The organism is Pseudomonas sp. 1L-E-NC-VB-C3 (assembly GCF_057291535.1).
Genome location: NZ_JBXAWD010000017.1, coordinates 76,312 through 100,486, shown reverse-complemented (window position 1 = coordinate 100,486; position 24,175 = coordinate 76,312). Strand labels below are relative to the sequence as shown.

16 protein-coding genes and 1 riboswitch are annotated in these 24,175 nt (G+C 60.9%); of the genes, 14 read left to right on the top strand and 2 right to left on the bottom strand.

What is annotated here, in order from left to right:
* The first annotated feature begins 516 nt into the window (after positions 1-516).
* From AC0Z5Z_RS23570 to argR, 6 genes are all read left to right on the top strand, one after another.
* Complete coding sequence (locus AC0Z5Z_RS23570) at positions 517-1,290, top strand: ABC transporter substrate-binding protein (RefSeq protein WP_485611707.1); 774 nt, start codon at positions 517-519, stop codon at positions 1,288-1,290.
* A 91-nt stretch (positions 1,291-1,381) separates the two neighbouring features.
* Positions 1,382-2,071 (top strand): ABC transporter permease, encoded by a 690-nt coding sequence (locus AC0Z5Z_RS23565; protein WP_016773583.1) that lies wholly within the window; start codon positions 1,382-1,384, stop codon positions 2,069-2,071.
* Positions 2,068-2,766, top strand: a complete 699-nt coding sequence (locus tag AC0Z5Z_RS23560) for an ABC transporter permease (protein ID WP_024014019.1) — start codon at positions 2,068-2,070, stop codon at positions 2,764-2,766. The genes AC0Z5Z_RS23565 and AC0Z5Z_RS23560 overlap by 4 nt, the downstream gene beginning before the upstream one ends.
* 1 nt (position 2,767) lies before the next feature.
* On the top strand, positions 2,768-3,880 hold the full coding sequence (locus AC0Z5Z_RS23555) for a succinylglutamate desuccinylase/aspartoacylase family protein (RefSeq protein WP_056788052.1): 1,113 nt from the start codon (positions 2,768-2,770) through the stop codon (positions 3,878-3,880).
* A gap of 27 nt (positions 3,881-3,907) precedes the next feature.
* Positions 3,908-4,672 carry an ABC transporter ATP-binding protein gene (locus AC0Z5Z_RS23550; RefSeq protein WP_485611706.1) on the top strand — a complete coding sequence of 255 codons (765 nt, stop codon included), beginning with the start codon at positions 3,908-3,910 and terminating at the stop codon, positions 4,670-4,672.
* A gap of 249 nt (positions 4,673-4,921) precedes the next feature.
* A complete protein-coding gene (argR, locus tag AC0Z5Z_RS23545) occupies positions 4,922-5,902 on the top strand; it encodes a transcriptional regulator ArgR (protein ID WP_041479242.1) in 981 nt (326 codons plus the stop codon).
* Positions 5,903-5,916: 14 nt separating this feature from the next.
* Here the strand turns inward: argR and AC0Z5Z_RS23540 are convergent, their stop codons facing one another.
* Complete coding sequence (locus tag AC0Z5Z_RS23540; RefSeq protein WP_485611705.1) at positions 5,917-13,680, bottom strand: dermonecrotic toxin domain-containing protein; 7,764 nt, start codon at positions 13,678-13,680, stop codon at positions 5,917-5,919.
* A gap of 304 nt (positions 13,681-13,984) precedes the next feature.
* Here AC0Z5Z_RS23540 and AC0Z5Z_RS23535 point away from each other — a divergent pair, with 304 nt between their 5' ends.
* From AC0Z5Z_RS23535 to astE, 7 genes are all read left to right on the top strand, one after another.
* The gene (locus AC0Z5Z_RS23535) at positions 13,985-15,205 is read left to right on the top strand and encodes an aspartate aminotransferase family protein (protein WP_016773586.1); all 1,221 of its coding nucleotides are present in this window, start codon (positions 13,985-13,987) and stop codon (positions 15,203-15,205) included.
* A 246-nt stretch (positions 15,206-15,451) separates the two neighbouring features.
* On the top strand, positions 15,452-16,471 hold the full coding sequence (gene aruF, locus AC0Z5Z_RS23530; protein ID WP_024014015.1) for an arginine/ornithine succinyltransferase subunit alpha: 1,020 nt from the start codon (positions 15,452-15,454) through the stop codon (positions 16,469-16,471).
* Between the two features lie 51 nt (positions 16,472-16,522).
* A complete protein-coding gene (astA, locus tag AC0Z5Z_RS23525; protein WP_024014014.1) occupies positions 16,523-17,548 on the top strand; it encodes an arginine N-succinyltransferase in 1,026 nt (341 codons plus the stop codon).
* Positions 17,545-19,014: a succinylglutamate-semialdehyde dehydrogenase gene (astD, locus tag AC0Z5Z_RS23520; protein WP_191637001.1), complete on the top strand. Its 1,470-nt coding sequence runs from the start codon at positions 17,545-17,547 to the stop codon at positions 19,012-19,014. Before astA ends, astD begins: the two co-directional genes overlap by 4 nt.
* Positions 19,015-19,177: 163 nt before the next feature.
* Positions 19,178-20,524, top strand: a complete 1,347-nt coding sequence (gene astB, locus AC0Z5Z_RS23515; protein WP_406227189.1) for an N-succinylarginine dihydrolase — start codon at positions 19,178-19,180, stop codon at positions 20,522-20,524.
* Between the two features lie 57 nt (positions 20,525-20,581).
* Entirely contained in the window at positions 20,582-20,872 is a 291-nt protein-coding gene (locus tag AC0Z5Z_RS23510) for a hypothetical protein (protein ID WP_016773591.1), read from the top strand.
* A 12-nt stretch (positions 20,873-20,884) separates the two neighbouring features.
* Positions 20,885-21,892 carry a succinylglutamate desuccinylase gene (gene astE / locus AC0Z5Z_RS23505; RefSeq protein ID WP_150637549.1) on the top strand — a complete coding sequence of 336 codons (1,008 nt, stop codon included), beginning with the start codon at positions 20,885-20,887 and terminating at the stop codon, positions 21,890-21,892.
* A 137-nt stretch (positions 21,893-22,029) separates the two neighbouring features.
* Here the strand turns inward: astE and AC0Z5Z_RS23500 are convergent, their stop codons facing one another.
* Positions 22,030-22,539, bottom strand: coding sequence for a 6,7-dimethyl-8-ribityllumazine synthase (locus AC0Z5Z_RS23500; protein WP_024014011.1), 510 nt, complete (start codon positions 22,537-22,539; stop codon positions 22,030-22,032).
* 103 nt (positions 22,540-22,642) lie between these two features.
* Positions 22,643-22,814: riboswitch (FMN riboswitch) on the bottom strand.
* Between the two features lie 275 nt (positions 22,815-23,089).
* On the opposite strand from AC0Z5Z_RS23500, the gene ltaE reads away from it, so the two are divergent.
* Positions 23,090-24,094 (top strand): low-specificity L-threonine aldolase, encoded by a 1,005-nt coding sequence (gene ltaE, locus AC0Z5Z_RS23495; protein WP_485611704.1) that lies wholly within the window; start codon positions 23,090-23,092, stop codon positions 24,092-24,094.
* Positions 24,095-24,175: the final 81 nt, after the last annotated feature.

Below are 24,175 nucleotides of genomic sequence, written 5' to 3'. Positions count from 1 at the left end.
GTCAGCTGTAGGAAACCGCAACACCCCAACCAATAATTATCGATCTCCCCCGTCAGACCTTTCCCGCTGTTACCCGCCACAACCCAATGTGTAACCGCCCGCGCCAAACCGGGGCGAAGGGAAACGCGGTGCGCCGTTTCAGAGCCTCCAAAGCCCTGCTGAAAAATAAGACATAACGCTGCGCTTGCCGGATTAGAAGGGTTTACGAATAATAGGCCCGCAACTTGCAATATGTATCGGTTCACTGTCTTTCGCTCTTGCATGAATTTGCAGGGCTGTCAATGAGCTCAAACCGCTTTCTCGGTGCATCTGTAATTAGTTGTCGCATTGAAGAAATATCGGCTTCGGGCCTGTCGTTAGAATGCCGATCACTCGCTCATCGTGGCTGACGTTGAAATCGCCTGCGGTTCCAATGGGAAATTTCCTCCGATGCGCAACCGATTTCCGATTCACCCATTCGCATATTGGGCTGTCGCTCACTCTGCCGTTTTTGCCCTTTACCGATGGAGTCCCAAGATGAAGAAACTTGTGCTGCTTGGCGCCCTGGCACTGTCCGTGCTGTCGATGAATGCCTTCGCTGACGAAAAACCGCTGAAGATCGGCATCGAAGCGGCTTACCCTCCGTTCGCTTCGAAAGCACCGGACGGCAGCATCGTCGGTTTCGACTACGACATCGGCAACGCGCTGTGCGAAGAAATGAAGGTCAAGTGCGTGTGGGTCGAGCAAGAGTTCGACGGCCTGATACCGGCTCTCAAAGTGCGCAAGATCGACGCGATCCTGTCGTCGATGTCGATCACCGAAGATCGCAAGAAATCGGTCGACTTCACCAACAAGTACTACAACACCCCGGCGCGTCTGGTCATGAAGGCCGGCACTCAGGTCAGCGAAGGTCTGGCTGAACTGAAGGGCAAGAACATCGGCGTACAGCGTGGCTCGATCCACGAGCGTTTCGCCTGCGAAGTTCTCGCTCCATTGGGCGCCGAGATCAAGCCGTACGGCTCGCAGAACGAAATCTACCTCGACGTGGCTGCCGGTCGCCTCGACGGTACCGTGGCTGACGCCACCCTGCTGGACGACGGCTTCCTGAAAACCGACGCCGGCAAAGGCTTCGCGTTCGTTGGCCCGGCGTTCACCGACGTCAAATACTTCGGTGACGGCGTAGGTATCGCGGTGCGCAAGGGCGACGCCCTGAAAGACAAGATCAACACTGCCATCGCGGCCATCCGCGAGAACGGCAAATACAAGGCAATCCAGGACAAGTACTTCGCCTTCGATATCTACGGCAAGTAACACGTCTCTGCGACAAGTCCGAAATGGCGCAAGCAACAGAATCTCTGCGGTTTGCGCCATTTTTTCATCCCAACTTTCGAGGACCTGAATCATGTTGAAAGGCTACGGGGCTGTCATCCTCGATGGCGCATGGCTGACGCTTCAGCTCGCCTTGTCGTCCATGGCTCTGGCCATCGTTCTCGGGCTGATCGGTGTCGCGTTGCGCCTGTCGCCGGTGCGCTGGCTGGCGTGGCTGGGCGACCTGTATTCGACGGTGATCCGCGGCATTCCCGACCTGGTGCTGATCCTGCTGATCTTCTACGGCGGTCAGGACTTGCTCAACCGCGTCGCACCGATGCTCGGCTATGACGACTACATCGACCTGAATCCGCTGGCCGCCGGTATCGGTACCCTCGGTTTCATCTTCGGTGCGTACCTCTCGGAGACGTTCCGTGGCGCGTTCATGGCGATCCCCAAAGGCCAGGCCGAAGCGGGCATGGCGTACGGCATGAGCAGTTTCCAGGTGTTCTTCCGGGTGATGGTGCCGCAGATGATTCGTCTGGCGATTCCCGGCTTCACCAACAACTGGCTGGTACTGACCAAGGCCACCGCGCTGATTTCCGTGGTCGGTCTGCAAGACATGATGTTCAAGGCCAAGCAGGCGGCAGATGCCACGCGCGAGCCTTTCACCTTCTTCCTCGCAGTGGCGGCGATGTACCTGGTGATCACCAGTGTCTCGTTGCTGGCACTGCGTCACCTTGAGAAGCGCTACTCGGTAGGCGTAAGGGCGGCTGATCTATGATCTTCGACTACAACGTCATCTGGGAGGCACTGCCGCTGTACTTCAGCGGCCTGCTGACCACCCTCAAACTGCTCGCGCTGTCGCTGTTCTTCGGTTTGCTCGCGGCGTTGCCGCTGGGGCTGATGCGCGTCTCGAAAAACCCGTTCGTCAATGGCGCCGCGTGGCTGTACACCTACGTGATTCGCGGCACGCCGATGCTGGTGCAGCTGTTCCTGATCTACTACGGTCTGGCCCAGTTCGAAGCGGTGCGCGAAAGCTTCCTGTGGCCGTGGCTGTCCAGCGCAACGTTCTGCGCCTGTCTGGCCTTTGCCGTCAACACCAGCGCCTACACCGCAGAAATCATTGCCGGCAGCCTGAAGGCCACGCCGAACGGTGAGATCGAAGCGGCCAAGGCCATGGGCATGTCGCGCTTCAAGCTGTACAAGCGCATCCTGCTGCCGTCGGCCCTGCGCCGGGCGCTGCCGCAGTACAGCAACGAAGTGATCATGATGCTGCAGACCACCAGTCTGGCGTCGATCGTGACCCTGATCGACATCACTGGCGCGGCACGTACCGTCAACGCGCAGTTCTACCTGCCGTTCGAGGCGTACATCACTGCCGGCGTGTTCTACCTGTGCCTGACCTTCATTCTGGTCAAGCTGTTCAAACTGGCCGAGCGTCGCTGGTTGAGCTACCTCGCGCCACGGAAGCACTGATATGCAACGCATCGACCACGTATTGCCATGGAGCCACCTGGGCAGCGAGCGCAAGGTTTCGGTTTTCCGGTTCGGTGAGGGCGAGCGCAAGGCCTACATTCAAGCCAGCCTGCACGCCGATGAACTGCCGGGCATGCGCACCGCCTGGGAGCTGAAAAAGCGCCTCGGCGAACTCGAAGCCCAAGGCTTGCTCAACGGCGTGATCGAGCTGGTGCCGGTGGCCAATCCGATCGGCCTCGGGCAATTGCTGCAAGGCAATTTCCAGGGCCGTTTCGAGGCGGGCAGCGGCAAGAATTTCAATCGTGATTTCGTCGAGCTCAGCGCGCCGGTCGCGGCGGCGCTGGGCGAAAAACTCGGTGATGATCCGCACGCCAATGTGCGCCTGATCCGTCAGGCAATGGCCGACCACCTGGCCGGATTGCCTGAAGCGAGCAGCCAGTTGCAAGGCATGCAACGTGTGCTGCTCAGCCACGCCTGCACCGCCGATGTAGTGCTGGATCTGCACTGCGATGCCGAAGCCGCGCTGCACATGTATGCGCTGCCGCAGCACTGGCCGCAGTGGCGTTCGCTGTCGGCACACCTGAACGTCAAGGTAGGTTTGCTCGCGGAAGATTCCGGCGGCAGCTCCTTCGATGAAGCCTGCTCGTTGCCATGGCTGCGCCTGTCGCGGCAGTTCCCCGAGGCGCAGATTCCGCTGGCGTGTCTGGCGACGACGATCGAGCTGGGCGGGCAGGCCGACACCGGCCGCGTCGAAGCCGAGGCTTATGCTGAAGGCATTCTGGCGTTCCTTGCCGAGCAAGGTCTGATCACCGGCGAGTGGCCGGACCCGGCCTTCGAACCGTGCGAAGGCATGCCCTTCGAAGGCACCGAATTGTTGTTCGCACCGCACCCCGGTGTGGTGAGTTTTTCCCGCAGGCCTGGCGAATGGGTCGAGGCGGGCGATGAGATTTTTCAAGTGATCGACCCTGTGTCCGATCGGGTCAGCACGGTATGTGCTGGTACGTCCGGGGTGCTGTTTGCCATTGAACGGCTGCGCTATGCCCAACCCGGTTTCTGGCTGGCCAAGGTGGCGGGGCGCGAAGCGCTGCGTCACGGGCGCTTGCTCAACGACTGACTGACTGTTTTTGTGAGAACCGACCGCATGTACAAACTTGAAGTCCAAGACCTGCATAAACGCTATGGCAGTCACGAAGTGCTCAAGGGCGTGTCCCTGAAAGCCGCCGCCGGCGATGTGATCAGCATCATCGGCTCCAGTGGCTCCGGCAAAAGTACTTTCCTGCGTTGCATCAACCTGCTCGAGCAGCCGCACGCCGGCAAGATCCTGCTCAACAACGAAGAGCTGAAACTGGTGGCGAACAAGGATGGCGCGCTGAAAGCCGCTGATCCAAAACAGCTGCAACTCATGCGTTCGCGCCTGTCGATGGTGTTCCAGCATTTCAATCTGTGGTCGCACATGACCGCGATTGAAAACATCATGGAGGCACCGGTGCACGTGCTCGGCGTACCCAAGTACGAAGCGCGCGAAAAAGCCGAGTACTACCTGAACAAGGTTGGCGTGGCCCATCGCAAAGACGCGTTCCCGGGGCACATGTCCGGTGGCGAACAGCAGCGTGTGGCTATTGCCCGTGCGTTGGCGATGGAGCCGGAGGTGATGCTGTTCGACGAACCGACCTCGGCCCTTGACCCGGAACTGGTCGGCGACGTGCTGAAAGTCATGCAGGCGCTGGCGCAGGAAGGCCGCACCATGGTCGTGGTGACCCACGAAATGGGCTTCGCCCGTGAAGTGTCGAACCAGCTGGTGTTCCTGCACAAAGGCGTCGTCGAAGAAAGCGGCAACCCGCGCGAAGTGCTGGTCAACCCGCAGTCGGAGCGCTTGCAGCAGTTTCTGTCGGGCAGCCTGAAATAAATCAGGGCTGCCGTTGTGCACCAGATTAGGTCATGCTTCGCGATCTTCTGGCTGGCTCAGATCCCTGTGGGAGCGAGCCTGCTCGCGAAAGCGGTACAACAGCCAGCAATTATGTTGACTGGTACACCGCCTTCGCGAGCAGGCTCGCTCCCACATTCTGATCTTCACCGGTTTCAGGATTTGTGTTCATTTCCGGGCTAGCATTGGCCCATGCCTTCATCACCGTTGTTCGTTTCGGATTGCCCGCCCATGACTGCCCATCGAATTGGTTTCCTGATTTGGCCCAGCACTAAAGCGTTGACGCTGGCGCTGGCGGAGGAGGCCTTGCGTGTTGCGCAGCGGGTGCACCCGGACGTGGTTTACGAACTGTCGTTCTTGCAGGCCGAGCCGCAGACCGAAGGGGCCTGGCAATTGCCCGGCGAACCCTGGGCCGGCAAGCTCGAGAATTTCCAGAAACTGTTCCTGCTCGCCGACGAGCCGCCGACCACCCTGGCGCCGGCGCTGAGCAGTGCGCTCAAGCAACTGGTGCGTGCCGGTTGCGTGATCGGTGGTCTGTCGGCCGGTGTCTATCCGCTGGCCCAGCTCGGTTTGCTCGACGGTTATCGCGCCGCCGTGCACTGGCGCTGGCAGGACGATTTCGCTGAGCGCTTCCCGAAAGTCATCGCCACCAGTCATCTGTTCGACTGGGATCGCGATCGTCTGACCGCCTGCGGTGGCATGTCGGTGCTCGACCTGCTGCTGGCGGTGCTGGCCCGCGATCACGGCGCGGAACTGGCCGGTGCGGTGTCGGAAGAACTGGTGGTCGAGCGCATCCGCGAGGGCGGTGAGCGTCAGCGCATCCCGTTGCAGAATCGCCTCGGCTCCAGCCATCCGAAGCTCACCCAAGCGGTGTTGCTGATGGAAGCCAACATCGAAGAGCCGCTGACCACCGACGAAATCGCCCAGCATGTGTGCGTGTCCCGTCGGCAGCTGGAACGGATCTTCAAGCAATACCTCAACCGCGTGCCGAGCCAGTACTACCTGGAATTGCGCCTGAACAAGGCCCGGCAGATGTTGATGCAGACCAGCAAGTCGATCATCCAGATCGGCCTCTCGTGCGGCTTCTCCTCAGGGCCGCATTTCTCCAGCGCCTATCGCAATTTCTTCGGTGCCACGCCGCGCGAAGATCGCAACCAGCGGCGCAGCAGCAGCCCGTTCGAATTGTCGTCAGTGCCGCCGGAGCGTGGCTGAGCGCGGATCGACCCTCAATCGATTTCCATGCCGCCGGAGAAATCATGGAAATCCTCAATCGTCTGATACGCGGTGTCGTTGCTCGACTGCTGCTCCAGCAGGCGCAATTGATACGCCGCCTCATACCGCTGCAGGCGCTGCAAACTTTCGGCAGTCAGCGGGTTGTCGCTGAAGTCGTATTCGGTCAGCACGTCGCCGGGCTGTAAAGGAAACTCGCCCGGCAACTCGGTGATCGCGTTTCCGGACAAGTCGGCGTACATCAATCGAGGCAGTCCGAACAGGCCGTCAGGCACCTTGCTCAAGGCACAGTTGCCCAGACGCACATCGGTCATCTGCGGGAAATGACTCAGATCCGGAGCGATGTTGAGCGGATTGTCGCTCAGGTCCACCGAACTCAGGTTTCTCAGCGTTGCGAATGCTCCTGCGGTCTGCGCAGTCAGCGTGATTTCACAGCCCGGCAGATACAGGCTGCGCAGCCTTTCCGTGGCGAAAATCGGGGCGGGAAACTCGCCCAGCGGATAATTGCGGATGTCGATGCCTTTGAGCTTCGGGAACAGCTCCAGCAGACGATCGATCCGAGGCGCAGCGGACGCTGTGGTGGTCAGTTTCAGTTGTTCGATGTGGTCGAAACGCGCGGTCAGCGGCGGCAGCTCACCGGTAAACGACAACTCGCAGCTGACCCTTGGCCCTGTCAGGAACGAGGGCGCACGGCGCAGGTCGTCTTCGAGGTTTTGCCTGAAGTGCTGGCGGTTGAGTCTTTCCCTGGCTGCCGCTTCGGTCGCAAGCGGCATCTGCGTGTCAGTATCGTTGGGAGTCTCGTTGGCCCAGCTATCCAGGCGTTCGAGCAGGCTGGTGAGTTCGGTTTTGCGGCGCATCAGCTCAACACGTCCATCGGCCAGCGTGCCCGCAAGCTTGTAGACCAGATCGTTGGCATCGAAGCCGAACAGCGATGGATAAAGGCTTTGCGCCAGATCGATGTCTTGCTGTTGGACCCAGACACCGAAGTTGTCAGCCTTGGCCTGAAATGCGGCCTTGATCCGTTCTCTGGAAGCAACCGACAACGGGTTGCCGCCCAATTCAATACCGCGATCGGAATACTGCGTCAGTTGCGCCGGCAATTCGCTGATGTTGTTGTCGCTCAGCAACGCGACTTCCAGGTGCGGCAGCTGTTCCAGCCCGGCGGGAACACTATCGATGCCGGTGTTGATCAGGTCGATGAACGTCAGGTTCTGCAGGGTCGATAGATCGGGCGTCACCTGCAGAGGGTTGCTATACAAATCCAGAGATTTCAATCGGGTCATCGTGGACAGGATCGCTTGTCCGGCAGGATCCAGAGTGATCTGGCACTTGCTCAGCATCAACCTCTCAAGCAACGGCAGGCTTGGCAGCGATTGGGGTATCCGGCCCAAGGCGAAATCCTGCAGTTCCAGTCCGCGCAGCCCGCTGAAGCTTCGGAAAAAACCATCGGGAATGTTCAGCCCCGGATTGCCCTGAAGGTTGAGATGCGTGATGTGGCTGAAGTCAGCGGTCAGTTCCGGCAATTCGCCGGTGAATGTCGCATCGGCTTCGAAAGTATTGAACCGCAGGGCTGAGTTTTCGTTTTGCCGGCCGCGCCAGAGTTTCTCAAGGTCGCTGCTGAATCTTTGTCTGGCAGCGAGTTCTGCAAATCTTTCCGGCGCAGTCCAGGGCAGCTCTGTCGAAGGGTTGTTGACCGGCAGGCGCGCGCTCCATGTGTTGAGATCACTGGTCATGCGGGCGATTTCCGCCTCCCATCTGATCAGTTGCGCCGTGCCGGTCTGTAATGTCCCGGGCAGGCGATAAATCATGTTGATCGCAGCGTTTTCGCCCAGTCGCGGGAACAGTCTCTGCGCTATGGCAATGTCAGCCGATGCCGGCTTGATCCGGAAGTTGCGCCCTTGTGCGGCGTAGTAGCGCTTGACGCGCTCGCGGGCATTCATGGAGAGAGGATTGTCGTTCAGATAGACGCTGTCGGCCCGCTCGGGATGCAAACTGAAAACAGCGTCGGGCAGCACGGTTATCTGGTTGTTATTGAGATGGAGCTCTCGCAGCAGCGGATGCTCGGCGATGCCCTTCGGCACGCTCGTCAGTTCGCTATGGCCGAGCGAGAAGTTCGTCACCTTGGGCAGGATTGTCAGGTCTGGCGCGTTTGTCAGTGGGTTATGGCTCAGATCGAGCAACCGCAACTCGGGCAGCGCGCCAAGTACCTGCTGCCCGGCAGGGGTAAGCGTCAGCGCGCAGTCATTGAGTTTGAGCTCTTTGAGATAGTGCAGACGGCTGACGAATGAAGGGATGTCATAGAGTGTGAAAGCTTTCAGTTCCAGCATCTGAAGATTCGGGAACAAGGCAGCGAACGGCTCCAGTCCCGCGATCGTCACGTTGCCCGCCAGCTTGAGGCTGGTAACGTGATCGAAGTTGACCGTCAGGCGCGGCATTTCGCCGAGGAACTTGAGGTCTGCCGCGAAAGAAGTCGTGCGCCTGCCGGTACCCATCGATCTTTCGCCCCAGAAATCCTTTATCAATTGCTTGAAGTCCGAGCGTGCGGATCGTTGCGCCAAACGCTCGCTTGCGCTCAAGGCCTGACCGGTAACCGGGTGCGCAGACGGCGTTGCCAAGGCCCAGCGGGTCAGGTCATCGCGCATCTGTTGCTGTTCTGCTTGCCAGCGAAGCAGCTGTTGGCGACCGTCGGCCAGGTCGCCGGGCAAGTCGTAAATCATCTCGCTGGCCTCTTGCTTGTTCAGACCGGGAAACAACTGCCGGGCGAGGCTCACGTCCGGCTCGGCCGCCAGTACGTCGAAGTCGTTGCGATGGAGGCGGTAGTAGTTTTTGATCTGGTCGCGGGTGGCGGCCGATAGCGGGTTGTCGGCAAGGTCAATGCCGTCACTGCGCTCGGCGGGGAGGTCGAACAGCGCCTCGGGCAGTTGCGTGATGCGGTTGCCTGCGAGCACTGCGGTTCGCAACCCCGGATGGCTGGCCAGTCCTTCAGGCACGACGGTCAGCCCGCAGTTGGACAGATCGAGATAGATCAATTCGGGCAACGAGTTCAGGTCGGGGAACGTACCCAACGCATTGTCGCTCAGGTCCAGCGAGTCGAGGCTGCCAAGTGACAGCAGCGCAGCCTGGTTTTCCGGGGTCATGACCACGCCACAATTTTTCAGCTCCAGATCGCTCAGTTGAGGCAGTTTTGCTTCGCCCAGCGCAAGCGGTCCCAGTTCGAAACCGTTCATTTTCAGCTTGGCAAGGTTGGGGAAGCACTCCACGAAGCGCAGGGCAGCGGTGCTATTGGCGGTGCCGGTGAGGTTCAGCTGCGTCGCGCGCTCGAGACCGGCGCTGAGTATCGGCATATCCCCACTGAACGTCGCCGTTGCCCTGAGTTCTTCAAGGCGCGGGTACAGGGGCGGGCTGCGCCAGAATTGCTCGATCTGTTGCGCAAAGGATCGCCGGGCCTCCAGTTCGCGGGCCTGTGCCTCGAGGGGAAGACGTTCCCCCGACTCAGAGGCGGTCACGGTGGCCTGGTTGATCCATTGACTGAGTTCGAGATTCAGCACGCCGAGTTCGTTTTCCCAGCGGGACAACTGTGCGCCGCACTCCGCCAATGGCCCGGGCAATCGGTACAGCACCTGTGTTGCGCCTTCCGTGTCGAGGGATGGAAACAAGGTGATGGTGCGTTGCAGATCCTCCTGCACGGGCCGGACGCCGAAGTGCCTTCCGGTGTGCTCGTAGAACACTTTTACCCGCTCGCGAGAAGCCGCCGTCAACGGGTTATCGGCGAAGGTATAACCATCGCTGAGGGAGCTTGCCAGGTTGAAAAAACTGTCCGGTATCCGCGTGATGCGGTTGTGATCGAATTGCGCCGAAATCAGGCGCGGATGATCCAGCAGATCGTCGGGCACCGTGTGAATGCCGGTATCCGACAGGTTCACGTAGCGCAACGAAGGCAGTGTGTGCAGGTCCGGAGGCAGGCCCAGCGCATTGCCTTGCAGATCGAGCAGGGTGAGCTGCGGCATGGCCGCGAGCACTGACTCTGTGACCGTCGTCAGACTGATCCGACAATTGCGTAAGCGCAATTCGCGCAGCGAGCGCATCGAAGTCAGTGCTTGCGGCAGGCTCGACAGATTGAGATTGCGCGCATCGATATTCTGCAACTGGCTGAAGGACTGCAGAAAGCTGTCGACGGAGGTGGTCATCGGGCTGCCATCAATGGCGAGCGAGGTGATATGACTGAAGTCTGCTGACAACACGGGCAAGTCGCCCATCACCGCAGGTGTAAGGCGCAAGGCGTATCCGGCGGCAAAGCCCCGGTGATTGATACCCGTGACGTGCTCCCGTCTCCAGGCTTTGAGCAATTGCTCCCTGAGCAGCCTGCGATTCTGGATTTCGGCGCGCTTCTCCAGCGAGGTGAGCGCCGTGCCGGTTTCCGGGTGCACGGCGGGCGGATTGTTGGCCCAGACATGCAGTTCGTTCTGCAATTGCAGGTAGTCATTTTGCAAACGAAGCATTTCGGCGCGCGGGCCTGCGGGACTGCTTCGCATGCTTTCGGCGAGGAAGCGCACTTCATGGTTCGACATGCGTGGATAGAGCACTCGGATGTCTTCTTCGAGGGTGTGCGGCTGGTAAGCGGGGCGCGGCGGACGCGGAGCATGGGCGTAACCGTCGGTACCGAGCAGGCGCAGGGTGTCGACAGCCGGTGCTCGGGACTGCGAATGGGCAATCACCTGACGCCACTCGTTGCGCTCGAGCGTGCGTTCACGAATGGCCGCCTTCAGCGCCTGACCCTGGCCGATCCGCATGTCGAGGCTCTGGCGCTCGCTGTCGGGCAATGCGTACAACAGGCTGGAATAGAAATCAGCGAGCGAATGCAGCTGCTGCCCACGATCGTCATAAGGTTGGTATTGGCCATCGTCGCGGCGAACCAGCACCTTGTATTCGGGCGCATCGTCACGGCCGATCGTGTCCAGTAACCGGCCCTCGTAGCGCCCGTCACGGATTTCGATGCGTACATCGCCGCTCCAGCCCGGCAACAATTTGAGGCTGTGCAGCGCCAGAGAATCAGAGTCGTGATTGCTCACCGAATCCAGCTCAAGGCCCTCATAAGCGCGGGCAACGCGCACCTCGTCACTGGCCATCTGCATGAGTGCTTGCTGGCGCGGGGGCAATTGTCCTTCGCTGATCTGCAACAGTTCGCTGCCGGTCGCGGTATCGAGCAGTTCGCGGGTAATGCTGGCCGGCAATTGCGGAGGGTGAATCTTGAGTCGTGCAGCCAGCGGGTCGTCGAGGTGCTGGAGGGCTTGATAGCGTGACTCGAACAGCGCGCTGGTGTTGCGTCTGGCGAGGTCGGCCACTTGTTTGCGCAGGTTGTGGCTGCGGACCTCGATGGACGGCGTCGGTCCCGCGAAGGGCTCGTCCAGCAAGGTTTTGATCTGCGTCTCGTCGAGGGCTTGGAGCAGGGTTTTGAGCACGTCGCCACCGGCCAGCGTGTCGTGGCGTAGTTCGATTACCGGCAGGCTTGTGTCGGCAGACGATTGCCACAGTTGCTCGCCTTGGCGATCGAGCAGACGCAGGCACTGGTCGCCTGGCCAGCGGCCGTATTCGCTGAGCACCTGCAGTTGCATGGCCGGGTCGGCGCGCAAGAAAACTTCAGCGTCAGCGCTGTCGAGCTGGTCGATGAAGCGTTGCAACTGCTGATCAATCTTGAAGCGCTGGATGCTGTCGGCCAGCAGAGGCGGAACGCTTTCCTGCTCGACATGCATTTTGCGCAACGCGTCTTCGCTGGTTCCGCTGATCTGCAGCACGGTTTCGCGCTCGCTCGCGGACAAGCTCTCGACCGCAGGGCCGATACGGCGCAGCGCGGTTGCGCCATCCCATTCCAGCGGTTGCTCCAGTTCAGTGTGCCAGGCACCTTCGCCATTGTGGCGCAGCACCGGTTGGTATGCGTCGGGGCGACTCGGATGTTCGATGCGGTACTGCCCCGGCACCTGACTTTCCGTGACCGCAAAGTGCGCGTCCTCCAGGAGCAGCAGGCGCTTGTCTTCATGGGTATGCAGACCCAAGGCATCGGGTTGCGAATCGGCACTCGGGCGCTGCGGATGTTTGTAGCGTTCGAGATCCGGTTGCCAATAGCGGGTGTCACCATTGGCCAGTTGTACCGGTTTGAAGCGGTCGATGAACGCCACAATTTCCTTGGGCAATACCTTGCGAAACTCGGCCGCGCCAATCGCGCCGCCGACGGCGAACATGCCCAGCTGGATCATCGATTCCACGGTGCCCATCAAGTGTTCGACCGCTTCGGTCGTGCGTCCCTGCGCCCACTCGACAATGCCTTCGAATACTTCATCGAGCATCTGATAGGCCATGTACGCCATCATCGCTTCACCGAGCACCGGCACGAAGGGCGCGACGATCATCGCGGCGGTCTGGGCGATGGAAGAGAGGATGTTGAGCAGCGAATCCCAGAACGCCCAGCGCGCCCTTTGATCGACCAACGCAGTCGGTACGGCAATGGTTCGGGCGTCATTGAAAATCTTGTTCAGTTTTGCCTGGTACAGGTGTTGCCACACATCGTCGTAAAACGGCGTCAGCGCAGTCTGCAGATCGGGCCGCTCCACTGCGGCTTCGCGCCACGCCGGCCGAGGGTCGCCGGGTTCGTGCGGGTGCCAGCGGATTTCACTCAGCCGGCTGTTGAGGGTGCTGAAGAAGAAGCCGCGCTGGTCGTGATTGACGAAGCGGCTGAAGAACTGCTGATAGTCCCTGGAGCGCAACTGGCGCGTCAGTTCCACGACCATTTCCAATGGCGAGGCGTACTCCTTGAACGGATGTTCGGGGTCATCCGGGACGTAGGCGACGACGCGCGCTGCATTGCGTGTCATGTACAGGTCCGGGGCGAATACCACGATGCCGGTGAGCGGTGCGCAAAGCATCGTCATGTCATGACACAGCAGCGGGGCGCCGTGCACATGCAGGCCTTTCACACCGTCGAGCATGGCTTCGATCAGGCGTACCGCGTTTTCCGACACGTCGCGGTTCATCCGCGCCCATTGCAGGGCCGATTTCATCGCGGCCTTCTGGCTGGCGTCGATCTTGCCGCGCAAGACCGACGCGACCATCGGATCGGAGTAGCCCAGATTGTCTTCCAGACTGGCTTTGTATTTCGCGCCGATATCCAGTCGACGGCACAGTTTTGTGAATGCGGGAATGCTCAGTTTCGCCTTGATGTCGGGCAGGGTTTCAAACTGTCCTGTAGCCGAAGGTGCGCTAGTAAATGTCGACTCGGCTTCGAAGGCGTCGTCTTCGGTTTCCCTTTCTTCGAAGTTATGCAGTGCCGCCTCAAGCAGTGACACGGACCAGGCGCGGGCGCCGGTGCGGATCGGAAACCATGGGGTGGTGGCAGGAATGTACAGGCGCACGTAGGTGTTTCTGACATCCAGTTCCAGATCGAAGCAGCTTTTCAGCTCGGCCTTGAGCAGGGGCTCGGCGAAGGCGGCAGCGTCCTGCAAGTGCTCAAGGCTCTTGTCGACCCGGCTCTGCGCGGTGATATGCGCCGCCCCAAGGCTTTTCATCAACGCGTGCTGTTCGGCTGGCGCGACCTTGAGCGCGGCCGGCTGTTGCGGGACGCTGTTCTTCAGCGCTTCGCGCCGCGTGGCTGAGGTGTCGCCCAGCCAGGCCGGAATCGCGTTTTTCAGTGGTTGGTAATGCTCGTCCGCATGTTGCGCGTCATGTACGGCGTCCGGGGTTGTCGATGGGGGTGCTTCAGACAAATGCATGGCCATTCCTTGGCGTTGGGAAGAACCCTCAGCAAATCAGCGGCAAGCGACCACCGTGCGGTAGATATTTATGTCTCTGCCGTGGGGGCTGACTTGGTATCCTGCGCGACCTGCCGCAAATCGGCCGCGCCCGGTAAACTGCGCCTTTGCGACGCTATATGTCGCATTGCCGTAAACCCGGGAAAATCCGGGGTTTGCGCTATAAGAAGTTGTCGCTTGGCGACAAGGCCGGGCACCCAACTGTCCTTACAATCCCCTCATCGCTCGCCAGTTCCAGGCGGGTGTTCCTCTTCAGGAGACTCCGATGTCCGTTGAGCACGCTGCGGTACAACGCGCCGATTTCGACCAGGTAATGGTTCCCAACTACGCGCCTGCCGCTTTCATTCCGGTGCGTGGCGCCGGTTCCCGGGTCTGGGATCAGGCCGGCCGCGAGCTGATCGACTTCGCCGGCGGGATTGCCGTCAACGTATTGGGCCATGCGCATCCGGCGCTGGTCGGCGCGTTGACCGAACAGGCGAACAAGCTGTGGCACGTGTCCAACGTGTTCACCAACGAACCGGCCCTGCGTCTGGCGCACAAGCTGATCGACGCCACGTTTGCCGAGCGCGTGTTTTTCTGCAACTCCGGCGCCGAAGCCAACGAGGCCGCGTTCAAGCTGGCCCGTCGCGTCGCATTCGACCGTTTCGGCACCGAGAAATACGAAATCATCGCCGCTCTGAACAGCTTCCACGGCCGTACCCTGTTCACCGTCAACGTCGGTGGCCAGTCGAAGTACTCCGACGGTTTCGGCCCGAAAATCACTGGCATCACCCACGTTCCCTACAACGATCTGGCCGCGCTGAAAGCCGCGGTGTCCGAGAAGACCTGCGCGGTCGTGCTGGAACCGATCCAGGGCGAGGGCGGCGTACTGCCGGCCGAGCTGGCTTACCTGCAAGGTGCCCGCGAACTGTGCGACGCGAACAACGCGCTGCTGGTGTTCGACGAAGTGCAGACCGGAATGGGCCGCAGCGGCAAGCTGTTCGCCTACCAGCATTACGGCGTGACCCCGGACATCCTCACCAGCGCCAAGAGCCTGGGCGGTGGTTTCCCGATCGCGGCAATGATGACCACCGAAGCGCTGGCCAAACATCTGGTCGTCGGCACCCACGGCACCACTTACGGCGGCAACCCGCTGGCCTGCGCCGTCGCCGAAGCGGTGATCGACGTGGTCAACACCCCTGAGGTGCTGAACGGCGTGAACGCCAAGCACGACAAGTTCAAGACCCGCCTGCAACAGATCGGCGAGAAATACGGCCTGTTCACTCAGGTGCGTGGTCTCGGTCTGCTGATCGGTTGCGTGCTGAGCGAAGCGTGGAAAGGCAAGGCCAAGGACATCTTCAACGCCGCCGAACAGGAAGGCCTGATGATTCTCCAGGCTGGCCCGGACGTGATCCGTTTCGCCCCGAGCCTGGTGGTGGAAGATGCCGATATCGATGCCGGTCTCGACCGCTTCGAACGTGCTGCGGCGAAGTTGACGCAAGCCTGATGGACCTTTCGGCGCCTGGAGTTTTTCCGGCGCCGAACCAATTTTTGATACCGGGCACATTCACCTGTTGGATTGAACCTGTGGTGAGGGGATTTATCCCCGATGGGCTGCGCAGCGGCCCCAGATTTTTGGGGGTGCTTCGCCCCCCAGCGGGGATAAATCCCCTCGCCACAAGTCCCATTCCTGCATCGATCTTTATGTGGGCCCGGTTTTTTCTGTGAATATTGAAGAGAAAGGAGTGACACCATGCTGGTGATGCGCCCCGCGCAAATGGCTGATCTGGGCGAGGTACAGCGTCTGGCTGCGGACAGCCCGATTGGTGTCACTTCCTTGCCGGATGACGTGGAACGTCTGAGCGACAAGATCGCCGCGAGCGAAGCTTCGTTTGCCGCCGAAGTGAGCTTCAACGGTGAAGAGAGCTACTTCTTCGTCCTCGAAGACTCGAGCACCGGCAAACTGGTCGGCTGCTCGGCCATTGTCGCTTCCGCCGGTTATTCGGAGCCGTTCTACAGCTTCCGCAACGAGACTTTCGTCCACGCCTCCCGCGAGCTGAAGATCCACAACAAGATCCACGTGCTCTCGCAGTGCCACGACCTGACCGGCAACAGCCTGCTGACCAGTTTCTATGTGCAGCGCGAACTGGTTGGATCGCCGTGGGCCGAGCTCAATTCCCGTGGCCGTCTGCTGTTCGTCGCCAGCCATCCAGAGCGTTTTGCCGATTCGGTGGTGACCGAGATCGTCGGTTACAGCGACGAGAATGGCGACTCGCCGTTCTGGGATGCGATCGGACGTAATTTCTTCGACCTCAACTACGCCGAGGCCGAGCGCCTGTGCGGGCTGAAAAGCCGCACCTTCCTCGCCGAGCTGATGCCGCATTACCCGATCTATGTGCCGCTGCTGCCGGACTCCGCCCAAGAGGCGATGGGCCAGGTGCACCCGCGTGCGCAGATCACTTTCGACATCCTGATGCGCGAAGGCTTCGAAACCGATCACTACATCGACATCTTCGACGGCGGCCCGACCCTGCATGCACGGGTTTCCGGGATCCGTTCGATCGCTCAGAGCCGCGTGGTGCCGGTGAAGATCGGCGAGCCAGTGAAAGGTGCCGGGCGTCAGTACCTGGTGGCCAATGCGCAGTTGCAGGATTACCGCGCGGTGTTGCTCGAGCTGGATTACGCGCCGGGCAAACCGGTGACGCTGGATATGGAAGCGGCCGAAGCCCTGGGCGTCGGTGAAGGTGCCAGCGTGCGCCTGGTGGCGGTTTAACGCCTTAGCGAGTTTCACGGGTGGCGCGAGCGGCCCGTTTGAGGAGATAGCATGATTGTTCGTCCCGTACGCAGCAGCGATTTATCCGCGCTGATCGACCTGGCCCGCAGCACCGGCACCGGCCTGACCACATTGCCGGCCAACGAAGAGCGCTTGACCCACCGGGTCGGCTGGGCCGAGAAGACCTTTCGCGGCGAAGCCGGGCGTGGCGATGCGGACTATCTGTTCGTGCTCGAAGACGATGACGGCCGCGTGGTGGGGATTTCCGCCATCGCCGGCGCGGTCGGCCTGCGTGAGCCCTGGTACAACTTCCGCGTCGGTCTGACGGTCAGCGCTTCGCAAGAGCTGAATATCTACCGCGAAATCCCGACGCTGTTTCTGGCCAACGACCTGACCGGCAATTCCGAGCTGTGCTCGCTGTTCCTGCACGCTGATTACCGCAACGGCCTCAACGGCCGGATGCTGTCCAAGGCGCGCATGCTGTTCATCGCTGAGTTCCCGGAGCTGTTCGGCAACAAGATCATCGCCGAAATGCGTGGCGTGTCCGATGACGCCGGGCGCTCGCCGTTCTGGGAAAGCCTCGGTCGGCACTTCTTCAAGATGGAATTCAGCCAGGCCGATTACCTGACCGGCGTCGGCAACAAGGCGTTCATCGCCGAACTGATGCCGAAATTCCCGCTGTACACCTGCTTCCTTTCGCCGGACGCGCGCAACGTCATCGGCCAGGTGCACCCGGACACCGAGCCGGCGCTGGCCATGCTCAAGAGCGAAGGCTTCAGCTACCAGGGTTACGTCGACATCTTCGACGCCGGCCCGGCCATCGAATGCGAAACCAGCAAGATCCGCGCGGTGCGTGACAGCGAAGCACTGGTGCTGGCCGTAGGCACGCCGGGCGATGACGCCACGCCGTTCATCATCCACAACCGCAAGCGCGAGGATTGCCGCATCACGGCTGCACCAGCGCGCCTGGCTGCGGGCACCCTGGTGGTCGATCCGCAGACCGCGAAACGTCTTCAACTCAGCGCCGGCGATCAGGTTCGCGCCGTGGCGCTGTCCGCTGCACGGGAGTCGAAATAATGAATTCGCTATACATCGCAGGTGAGTGGCTGGCCGGTCAGGGCGAGGCCTTTCAATCTTTGAACCCGGTGACCCAGCAAGTGCTGTGGGCGGGCGAGGGCGCCACTGTCGCGCAGGTCGAATCGGCGGTTCAGGCTGCTCGCCAGGCATTTCCTCAGTGGGCACGTCGCACCCTCGAGGAGCGCATCAGCGTCCTCGAAGCTTTTGCTGCTGCGTTGAAAAACCACGCTGACGAACTGGCTCGCACCATCGGCGAAGAAACCGGCAAACCGCTATGGGAAGCTGCGACCGAAGTCACCAGCATGGTCAACAAAATCGCGATTTCGGTGCAGAGCTACCGCGAGCGGACCGGGGAAAAGAGCGGCCCATTGGGCGACGCCACCGCCGTGTTGCGCCACAAGCCCCACGGCGTGGTTGCGGTGTTTGGTCCTTACAACTTCCCGGGTCACCTGCCTAACGGTCATATCGTCCCGGCGCTGCTGGCCGGTAACAGCGTGCTGTTCAAGCCCAGCGAACTGACGCCGAAAGTCGCCGAGTTGACGGTCAAGTGCTGGATCGAAGCCGGCCTGCCGGCAGGCGTGTTGAACCTGCTGCAGGGCGCGCGGGAAACCGGCATCGCTCTGGCGGCGAATCCGGGTATCGACGGTCTGTTCTTCACTGGTTCGAGCCGCACCGGCAATCATCTGCACCAGCAATTCGCCGGGCGTCCGGACAAGATCCTTGCGCTGGAGATGGGCGGCAACAACCCGCTGGTGGTCGATCAGGTCGCTGATCTGGACGCGGCGGTGTACACGATCATTCAGTCGGCATTCATTTCCGCCGGCCAGCGCTGCACTTGCGCCCGCCGTCTGCTGGTGCCGCAAGGCGCGTGGGGCGACAGCCTGCTCAAGCGTCTGGTTGAAGTCAGTTCGACCATTGAAGTCGGTGCCTTCGATCAGCAACCGGCGCCGTTCATGGGCTCGGTGATTTCCCTCGGCGCGGCGAAAGCGCTGATGGATGCGCAAGAGCAATTGCTGGCCAACGGCGCGGTGGCGCTGCTGGAAATGAGTCAGCCACAGGCGCAGTCGGCTTTGCTGACCCCGGGCATTGTCGATGTAACGGCCGTGGCTGAGCGTCCGGACGAAGAACTGTTCGGGCCGCTGCTGCAAGTGATCCGCTATGCCGATTTCGGTGCGGCGATCAGTGAAGCCAACAACACCGCTTATGGGCTGGCCGCCGGTTTGCTCTCCGATTCCGAAGCGCGTTACCAGCAGTTCTGGCTGGAAAGCCGCGCCGGCATCGTCAACTGGAACAAACAACTGACTGGTGCCGCGAGCAGCGCGCCATTCGGCGGTGTCGGCGCCTCGGGCAACCACCGCGCCAGCGCCTATTACGCAGCGGACTACTGCGCATACCCGGTGGCGTCGCTGGAAACCCCGAGCCTGGTGTTGCCATCGGCTCTGACGCCTGGCGTGAAAATGGCGTAGCGCCCATTCGCGAGCAGGCTCGCTCCCACAGGTTCAGTGGTGTTCACACATTTTGTGTCCAACCTAAATCCTGTGGGAGCGAGCCTGCTCGCGAAGGCCGCACTGCGGTCGCAAAGAATAGTTACTGAAGCCTATAACAACAGATTCTCGTGGAGCCTCGCTGATGAAATCCTATGAAGTCAATTTTGACGGTCTAGTGGGGCCGACCCATAACTACGGTGGTCTGTCCTACGGCAACGTCGCCTCGCAGAGCAACAGTCAGCAATCCTCGAACCCGAAGGAAGCGGCGCTGCAAGGTCTGGCAAAAATGAAAGCGCTGATGGACATGGGCTTTCAGCAAGGCGTGCTGGCTCCGCAGGAACGTCCTGATGTGGCGGCGCTGCGCCGTCTGGGCTTCAGCGGCACTGACGCGCAAGTGATCGAGCGCGCCGCCAAGGAAGCGATGCCGCTGCTGGTCGCCAGTTGCTCGGCGTCGAGCATGTGGGTGGCCAACGCCGCCACGGTCAGCCCGAGTGCCGACACCGCTGACGGCCGCGTGCACTTCACCGCTGCCAACCTCAATTGCAAATATCACCGCAGCATCGAACACCCGACCACCAGCCGCGTGCTCGGCGCGATGTTCGCCAATCAACAGCACTTCGCCCATCACGCCGCATTGCCGGCAGTGGCGCAGTTCGGCGACGAAGGCGCGGCCAACCACACGCGTTTCTGCCGTGAGTACGGCGACGCTGGCGTCGAGTTTTTTGTGTTCGGCCGCAGTGCGTTCGACAACCGTTTCCCGGCGCCGCAGAAATACCCTGCACGGCAGACCCTCGAAGCCTCGCAAGCCGTCGCGCGTCTGCACGGTCTGCGTGACGAAGGCGTGGTCTACGCGCAACAGAATCCCAACGTCATCGATCAGGGTGTGTTCCACAACGACGTGATCGCCGTGGGCAACGGTGAAGTGCTGTTCTATCACGAGGATGCGTTCCTCGAGACCGACAAGATGCTCGCCGAACTGCAAGGCAAACTGGCCAAGGTCGGCGGTAACTTCCAGTCCGTTTGCGTGCCGCGCTCGGCAGTCACCGTGGATGACGCGGTGCGTTCCTACCTGTTCAACAGCCAGTTGCTCTCGCGTCCTGACGGTTCGATGCTGTTGATCGTGCCGCAAGAGTGTCAGGCCAACGAACGCGTCTGGGCTTATCTGCAGAGCCTGACCAGCTCCGGCGGAATGATCCGCGAAGTTAAAGTCTTCGATCTCAAGCAGAGCATGCAGAACGGCGGTGGCCCAGCGTGCCTGCGTCTGCGCGTGGCGCTGAATGAAACCGAACTGGCGGCGGTCAACCCAGGCGTTATCATGACGGCCCCGTTGTACGGTTCGTTGACCGCATGGGTTGAAAAGCACTACCGCGACCGCCTGAGCGAAACCGATCTGGCGGACCCGCAATTGTTGCTTGAATGCCGGACGGCACTGGATGAACTGACGCAAATCCTTAAACTGGGCGCGGTTTATCCCTTCCAGATCAATTGATCGCCAGCGCGCTGCCCGAACGTGGCGCGCGGCGTGTCACCCCAAGAGAGTAAAAACATGAGCGATTCCCTGCAGCTGATCCTTGAAGACACCGACGGCACGCAATTGCAAACCTCGTGCACCCGCGTTGCGGTCATGTGGCAAGGCAAAGAGCTGTGGATCCAGCAGGACGGCCGTGGCCAGCTGCTGATCGGCGTGGACGTTGAGGAAGGTGACGAAGAGTACGCCAACCTGCTGCTGCGCCCATTGGCGACTAATCTGGTAAGTCTGCAACTGGAAATGGAACCGGCTGACCTCGGCGCTGACGAGGATCACGTACACGGCCCGGATTGCAACCACGACCACTAAGGAAACCGCTCTATGCTCGCCCTCGGCAAACTGCTTGAACTGACCCTCGCCGGCCGCGAACCGGCGGAGAAGACTCAACTGACTGTCGAAGGCGTGCGCATGCGCTGGTTGAGCGAAGGGGCGCTGGAAGTGCGGCCCCCGGAAGCGCGCGACAATGGCCTGGACCTGCTGCTGTCGGCAGGCATCCATGGCAATGAAACGGCACCGATCGAGTTGCTCGATCGGCTGCTGCACGACATCGCACGCGGCGATCTCAAGCCGCGCGCACGCATTCTGTTCCTGTTCGGCAACCCGGAAGCCATCCGCAAGGGCGAGCGTTTCGTCGAGCAGGACGTCAATCGACTGTTCAACGGTCGCCACGAACAAAGCAGCGGCTCGGAAGCGTTGCGCGCCTGTGAGCTGGAACGGCTGGCGGCGAGTTTCTTCAGCAAGCCCGATCGCGAGCGTCTGCACTACGACCTGCACACGGCGATTCGTGGGTCGAAGATCGAACAGTTCGCCTTGTACCCGTGGAAGGAAGGGCGCCAGCATTCCCGTCGCGAACTGGCGCGCCTGCGCGCCGCCGGCATGGAAGCAGTGCTGTTGCAGAACAAACCATCCATCGTGTTCAGTTCGTACACCTACGACAAACTCGACGCCGAGGCTTTCACCCTGGAACTGGGCAAGGCGCGGCCGTTCGGGCAGAACGACGGCGTTAACGTTTCACTGCTGGAAACCCGCCTGAAGCAGATCATCGAAGGCGCTGAGCCGGAGACAGAAGAAGGGCTGGATGGCTTGCAGCTGTTCAGCGTGGCGCGGGAAATCATCAAGCACAGCGATGCGTTCCGCCTGAATCTGCCGGCGGATATCGAGAACTTTTCCGAGCTGGAGCCGGGTTATGTGTTGGCCGAGGATCTGGCCAATACCCGCTGGGTGATCGAAGAGCAGGGCGCGCGGATCATCTTCCCCAACCCCAAGGTCAAGAACGGCCTGCGCGCCGGCATTCTGATCGTCCCGACCACTGACGAAAACCTCGCCTGAGTTCACCCCATCCCGTGTTGTGATCGTTCCCACGCTCCGCGTGGGAATGCAGCCCGGGACGCTCCGCGTCCCAACAGCGGACGCAGAGCATCCATTGAGGCATTCCCACGCAGAGCGTGGGAACGATCATGTGAGAATCAGACTGCTACCGCGCGCGGCTCCGTGCGACGCAACGCGCGAATCTTCTGCAACGTATCCGCGCAAGTCCGCGCCGCTTCCTGACCCTTGTGCACAAAGTGCTCGAAGAAGAACTTTTGATGCTCTTCGCCCGAATGGAAGTGGTGCGGGGTGAGCGACACCGAGAACACCGGCACTTCGGTTTCCAACTGCACCTGCATCAGGCCGCTGACCACCGATTGCGCGACGAATTCGTGGCGATAAATGCCGCCGTCCACCACCAAAGCGGCGGCGACAATACCAGCGTAACGGCCGGACTTGGCCAGCAGCTTGGCGTGCAGCGGCATTTCAAAGGCGCCGCCGACTTCAAAAAAGTCGATGTCCGCTTCCTGATAACCCTGCACCAGCATTTCAGCGACGAAGCCTTTACGGCTCTGGTCGACGATTTCCTTGTGCCAGCAGGCCTGGATGAACGCGACGCGCTCGCCCTGGGGGTGTTTGCTTTTGCTGTCGATAGCGGTGGGTTGCATGTTCTGACTCCTGTTTGTGTGAAAAACAGGGCGTTATGAATCGAAAGGGATGCAAGGGTGCGAACGCAGGCACGGATGCACGCGGACGGCCCTTTGGCGTCGATCCCGTTCTCTCTTCATCCGGACTATGACCGTCGGCCCCGGAATCACACCGGGTCTGCTGACCTTGCCGACGCACCCGACTCAAGTCGTGTGCAGCGCCAAGCGCTCGCGGGCTATGCGCATTGCGCGCAATTACCGCCGGTGGGGAATTGCACCCCGCCCTGAGAACGTTTCGCCGCCCATAGGCGGGCGGCGGCAAGTTTGTAACACATATTTCCCGGCCATGCACATGACACTGCGGGAGCGAGCCCGCTCGCGAAAGCGGCTTCACATTCAACGAAGATGCTGACTGTTACTCCGCTTTCGCGAGCAGGCTCGCTGCCACATGGGCTTTGTCTTCTCGAGGAAGAATGGGATTTTTCCTCGTTCTAGGGTTGATTAATCTGTGCGATGACCGCAGTAATCCCACTTCACAAAGGGATTTCCCATCTGACCAGAGGCCAGGTTCATGAGCGTTATCGATCTTCGCAGCGACACCGTCACCCAACCGACTCCCGCCATGCTCGACGCGATGACCGCAGCGGACACCGGCGACGATGTGTACGGCGAAGATCCGACGGTCAATCGCCTCGAGGCCGAACTGGCCAAACGCTTGGGTTTTGCCGCCGCGCTATTCGTGCCGACCGGGACCATGAGCAACCTGCTCGGCCTGATGGCGCACTGCGAGCGTGGCGACGAATACATCGTCGGTCAGCAGGCGCACACCTATAAGTACGAAGGTGGCGGGGCGGCGGTGCTTGGCTCGATTCAGCCGCAGCCGCTGGAAGTGCAGGCCGACGGTTCGCTGGATCTGGATCAGGTCGCCGCCGCGATCAAACCGGACGATTTCCATTTCGCCCGCACGCGTTTGCTGGCGCTGGAAAACACCATGCAGGGCAAAGTGCTGCCGCTGGAATATCTGGCGCGCGCGCGACGCTTTACTCAGGAACACGGCCTGCAATTGCACCTGGACGGCGCGCGGCTGTACAACGCGGCGGTCAAGCTTGGCGTCGATGCCCGGGAGATCACCCAGCATTTCGATTCGGTGTCGGTGTGCCTGTCCAAAGGCCTCGGCGCACCGGTCGGTTCGGTGCTGTGCGGTTCCGAGCAACTGATCGGCAAGGCGCGGCGTTTGCGCAAAATGGTCGGTGGCGGCATGCGTCAGGCCGGGTTGCTCGCGGCGGCTGGCTTGTACGCGCTGGATCATCACGTCGAACGGCTCGCGGATGACCATGCCAACGCGCAGTTGCTCGCCGAGGGGCTGCGTGAGGCCGGTTTCGTCGTCGAGCCCGTGCAAACCAACATGGTTTATGTGCAAATGGGCGACAAGGCCGCAGCACTCAAGGTTTTTGCCGGCGAACGCGGGATCAGGCTCAGCGCCGCTGCGCGCTTGCGCATGGTCACGCACATGGACGTCAGCCGCGCGCAAATCGAGCAAGTGATCGCGACATTCGTCGAGTTTTCACGCAAGTGACAGCGTCAGCCGTCCAATTGACCGTTTCTATCGTATAAACACGCTGTACCCCGCGCGCAGGGCCGATATAATGCGGCCCTT

Bases quoted from the DNA above. Each gene is read 5' to 3' on its own strand.
- AC0Z5Z_RS23570 (WP_485611707.1), top strand. From the start codon at position 517: ATGAAGAAACTTGTGCTGCTTGGCGCCCTGGCACTGTCCGTGCTGTCG.
- AC0Z5Z_RS23565 (WP_016773583.1), top strand. From the start codon at position 1,382: ATGTTGAAAGGCTACGGGGCTGTCATCCTCGATGGCGCATGGCTGACG.
- AC0Z5Z_RS23560 (WP_024014019.1), top strand. From the start codon at position 2,068: ATGATCTTCGACTACAACGTCATCTGGGAGGCACTGCCGCTGTACTTC.
- AC0Z5Z_RS23555 (WP_056788052.1), top strand. From the start codon at position 2,768: ATGCAACGCATCGACCACGTATTGCCATGGAGCCACCTGGGCAGCGAG.
- AC0Z5Z_RS23550 (WP_485611706.1), top strand. From the start codon at position 3,908: ATGTACAAACTTGAAGTCCAAGACCTGCATAAACGCTATGGCAGTCAC.
- argR (WP_041479242.1), top strand. From the start codon at position 4,922: ATGACTGCCCATCGAATTGGTTTCCTGATTTGGCCCAGCACTAAAGCG.
- AC0Z5Z_RS23540 (WP_485611705.1), bottom strand. From the start codon at position 13,680: ATGCATTTGTCTGAAGCACCCCCATCGACAACCCCGGACGCCGTACAT.
- AC0Z5Z_RS23535 (WP_016773586.1), top strand. From the start codon at position 13,985: ATGTCCGTTGAGCACGCTGCGGTACAACGCGCCGATTTCGACCAGGTA.
- aruF (WP_024014015.1), top strand. From the start codon at position 15,452: ATGCTGGTGATGCGCCCCGCGCAAATGGCTGATCTGGGCGAGGTACAG.
- astA (WP_024014014.1), top strand. From the start codon at position 16,523: ATGATTGTTCGTCCCGTACGCAGCAGCGATTTATCCGCGCTGATCGAC.
- astB (WP_406227189.1), top strand. From the start codon at position 19,178: ATGAAATCCTATGAAGTCAATTTTGACGGTCTAGTGGGGCCGACCCAT.
- AC0Z5Z_RS23510 (WP_016773591.1), top strand. From the start codon at position 20,582: ATGAGCGATTCCCTGCAGCTGATCCTTGAAGACACCGACGGCACGCAA.
- astE (WP_150637549.1), top strand. From the start codon at position 20,885: ATGCTCGCCCTCGGCAAACTGCTTGAACTGACCCTCGCCGGCCGCGAA.
- AC0Z5Z_RS23500 (WP_024014011.1), bottom strand. From the start codon at position 22,539: ATGCAACCCACCGCTATCGACAGCAAAAGCAAACACCCCCAGGGCGAG.
- ltaE (WP_485611704.1), top strand. From the start codon at position 23,090: ATGAGCGTTATCGATCTTCGCAGCGACACCGTCACCCAACCGACTCCC.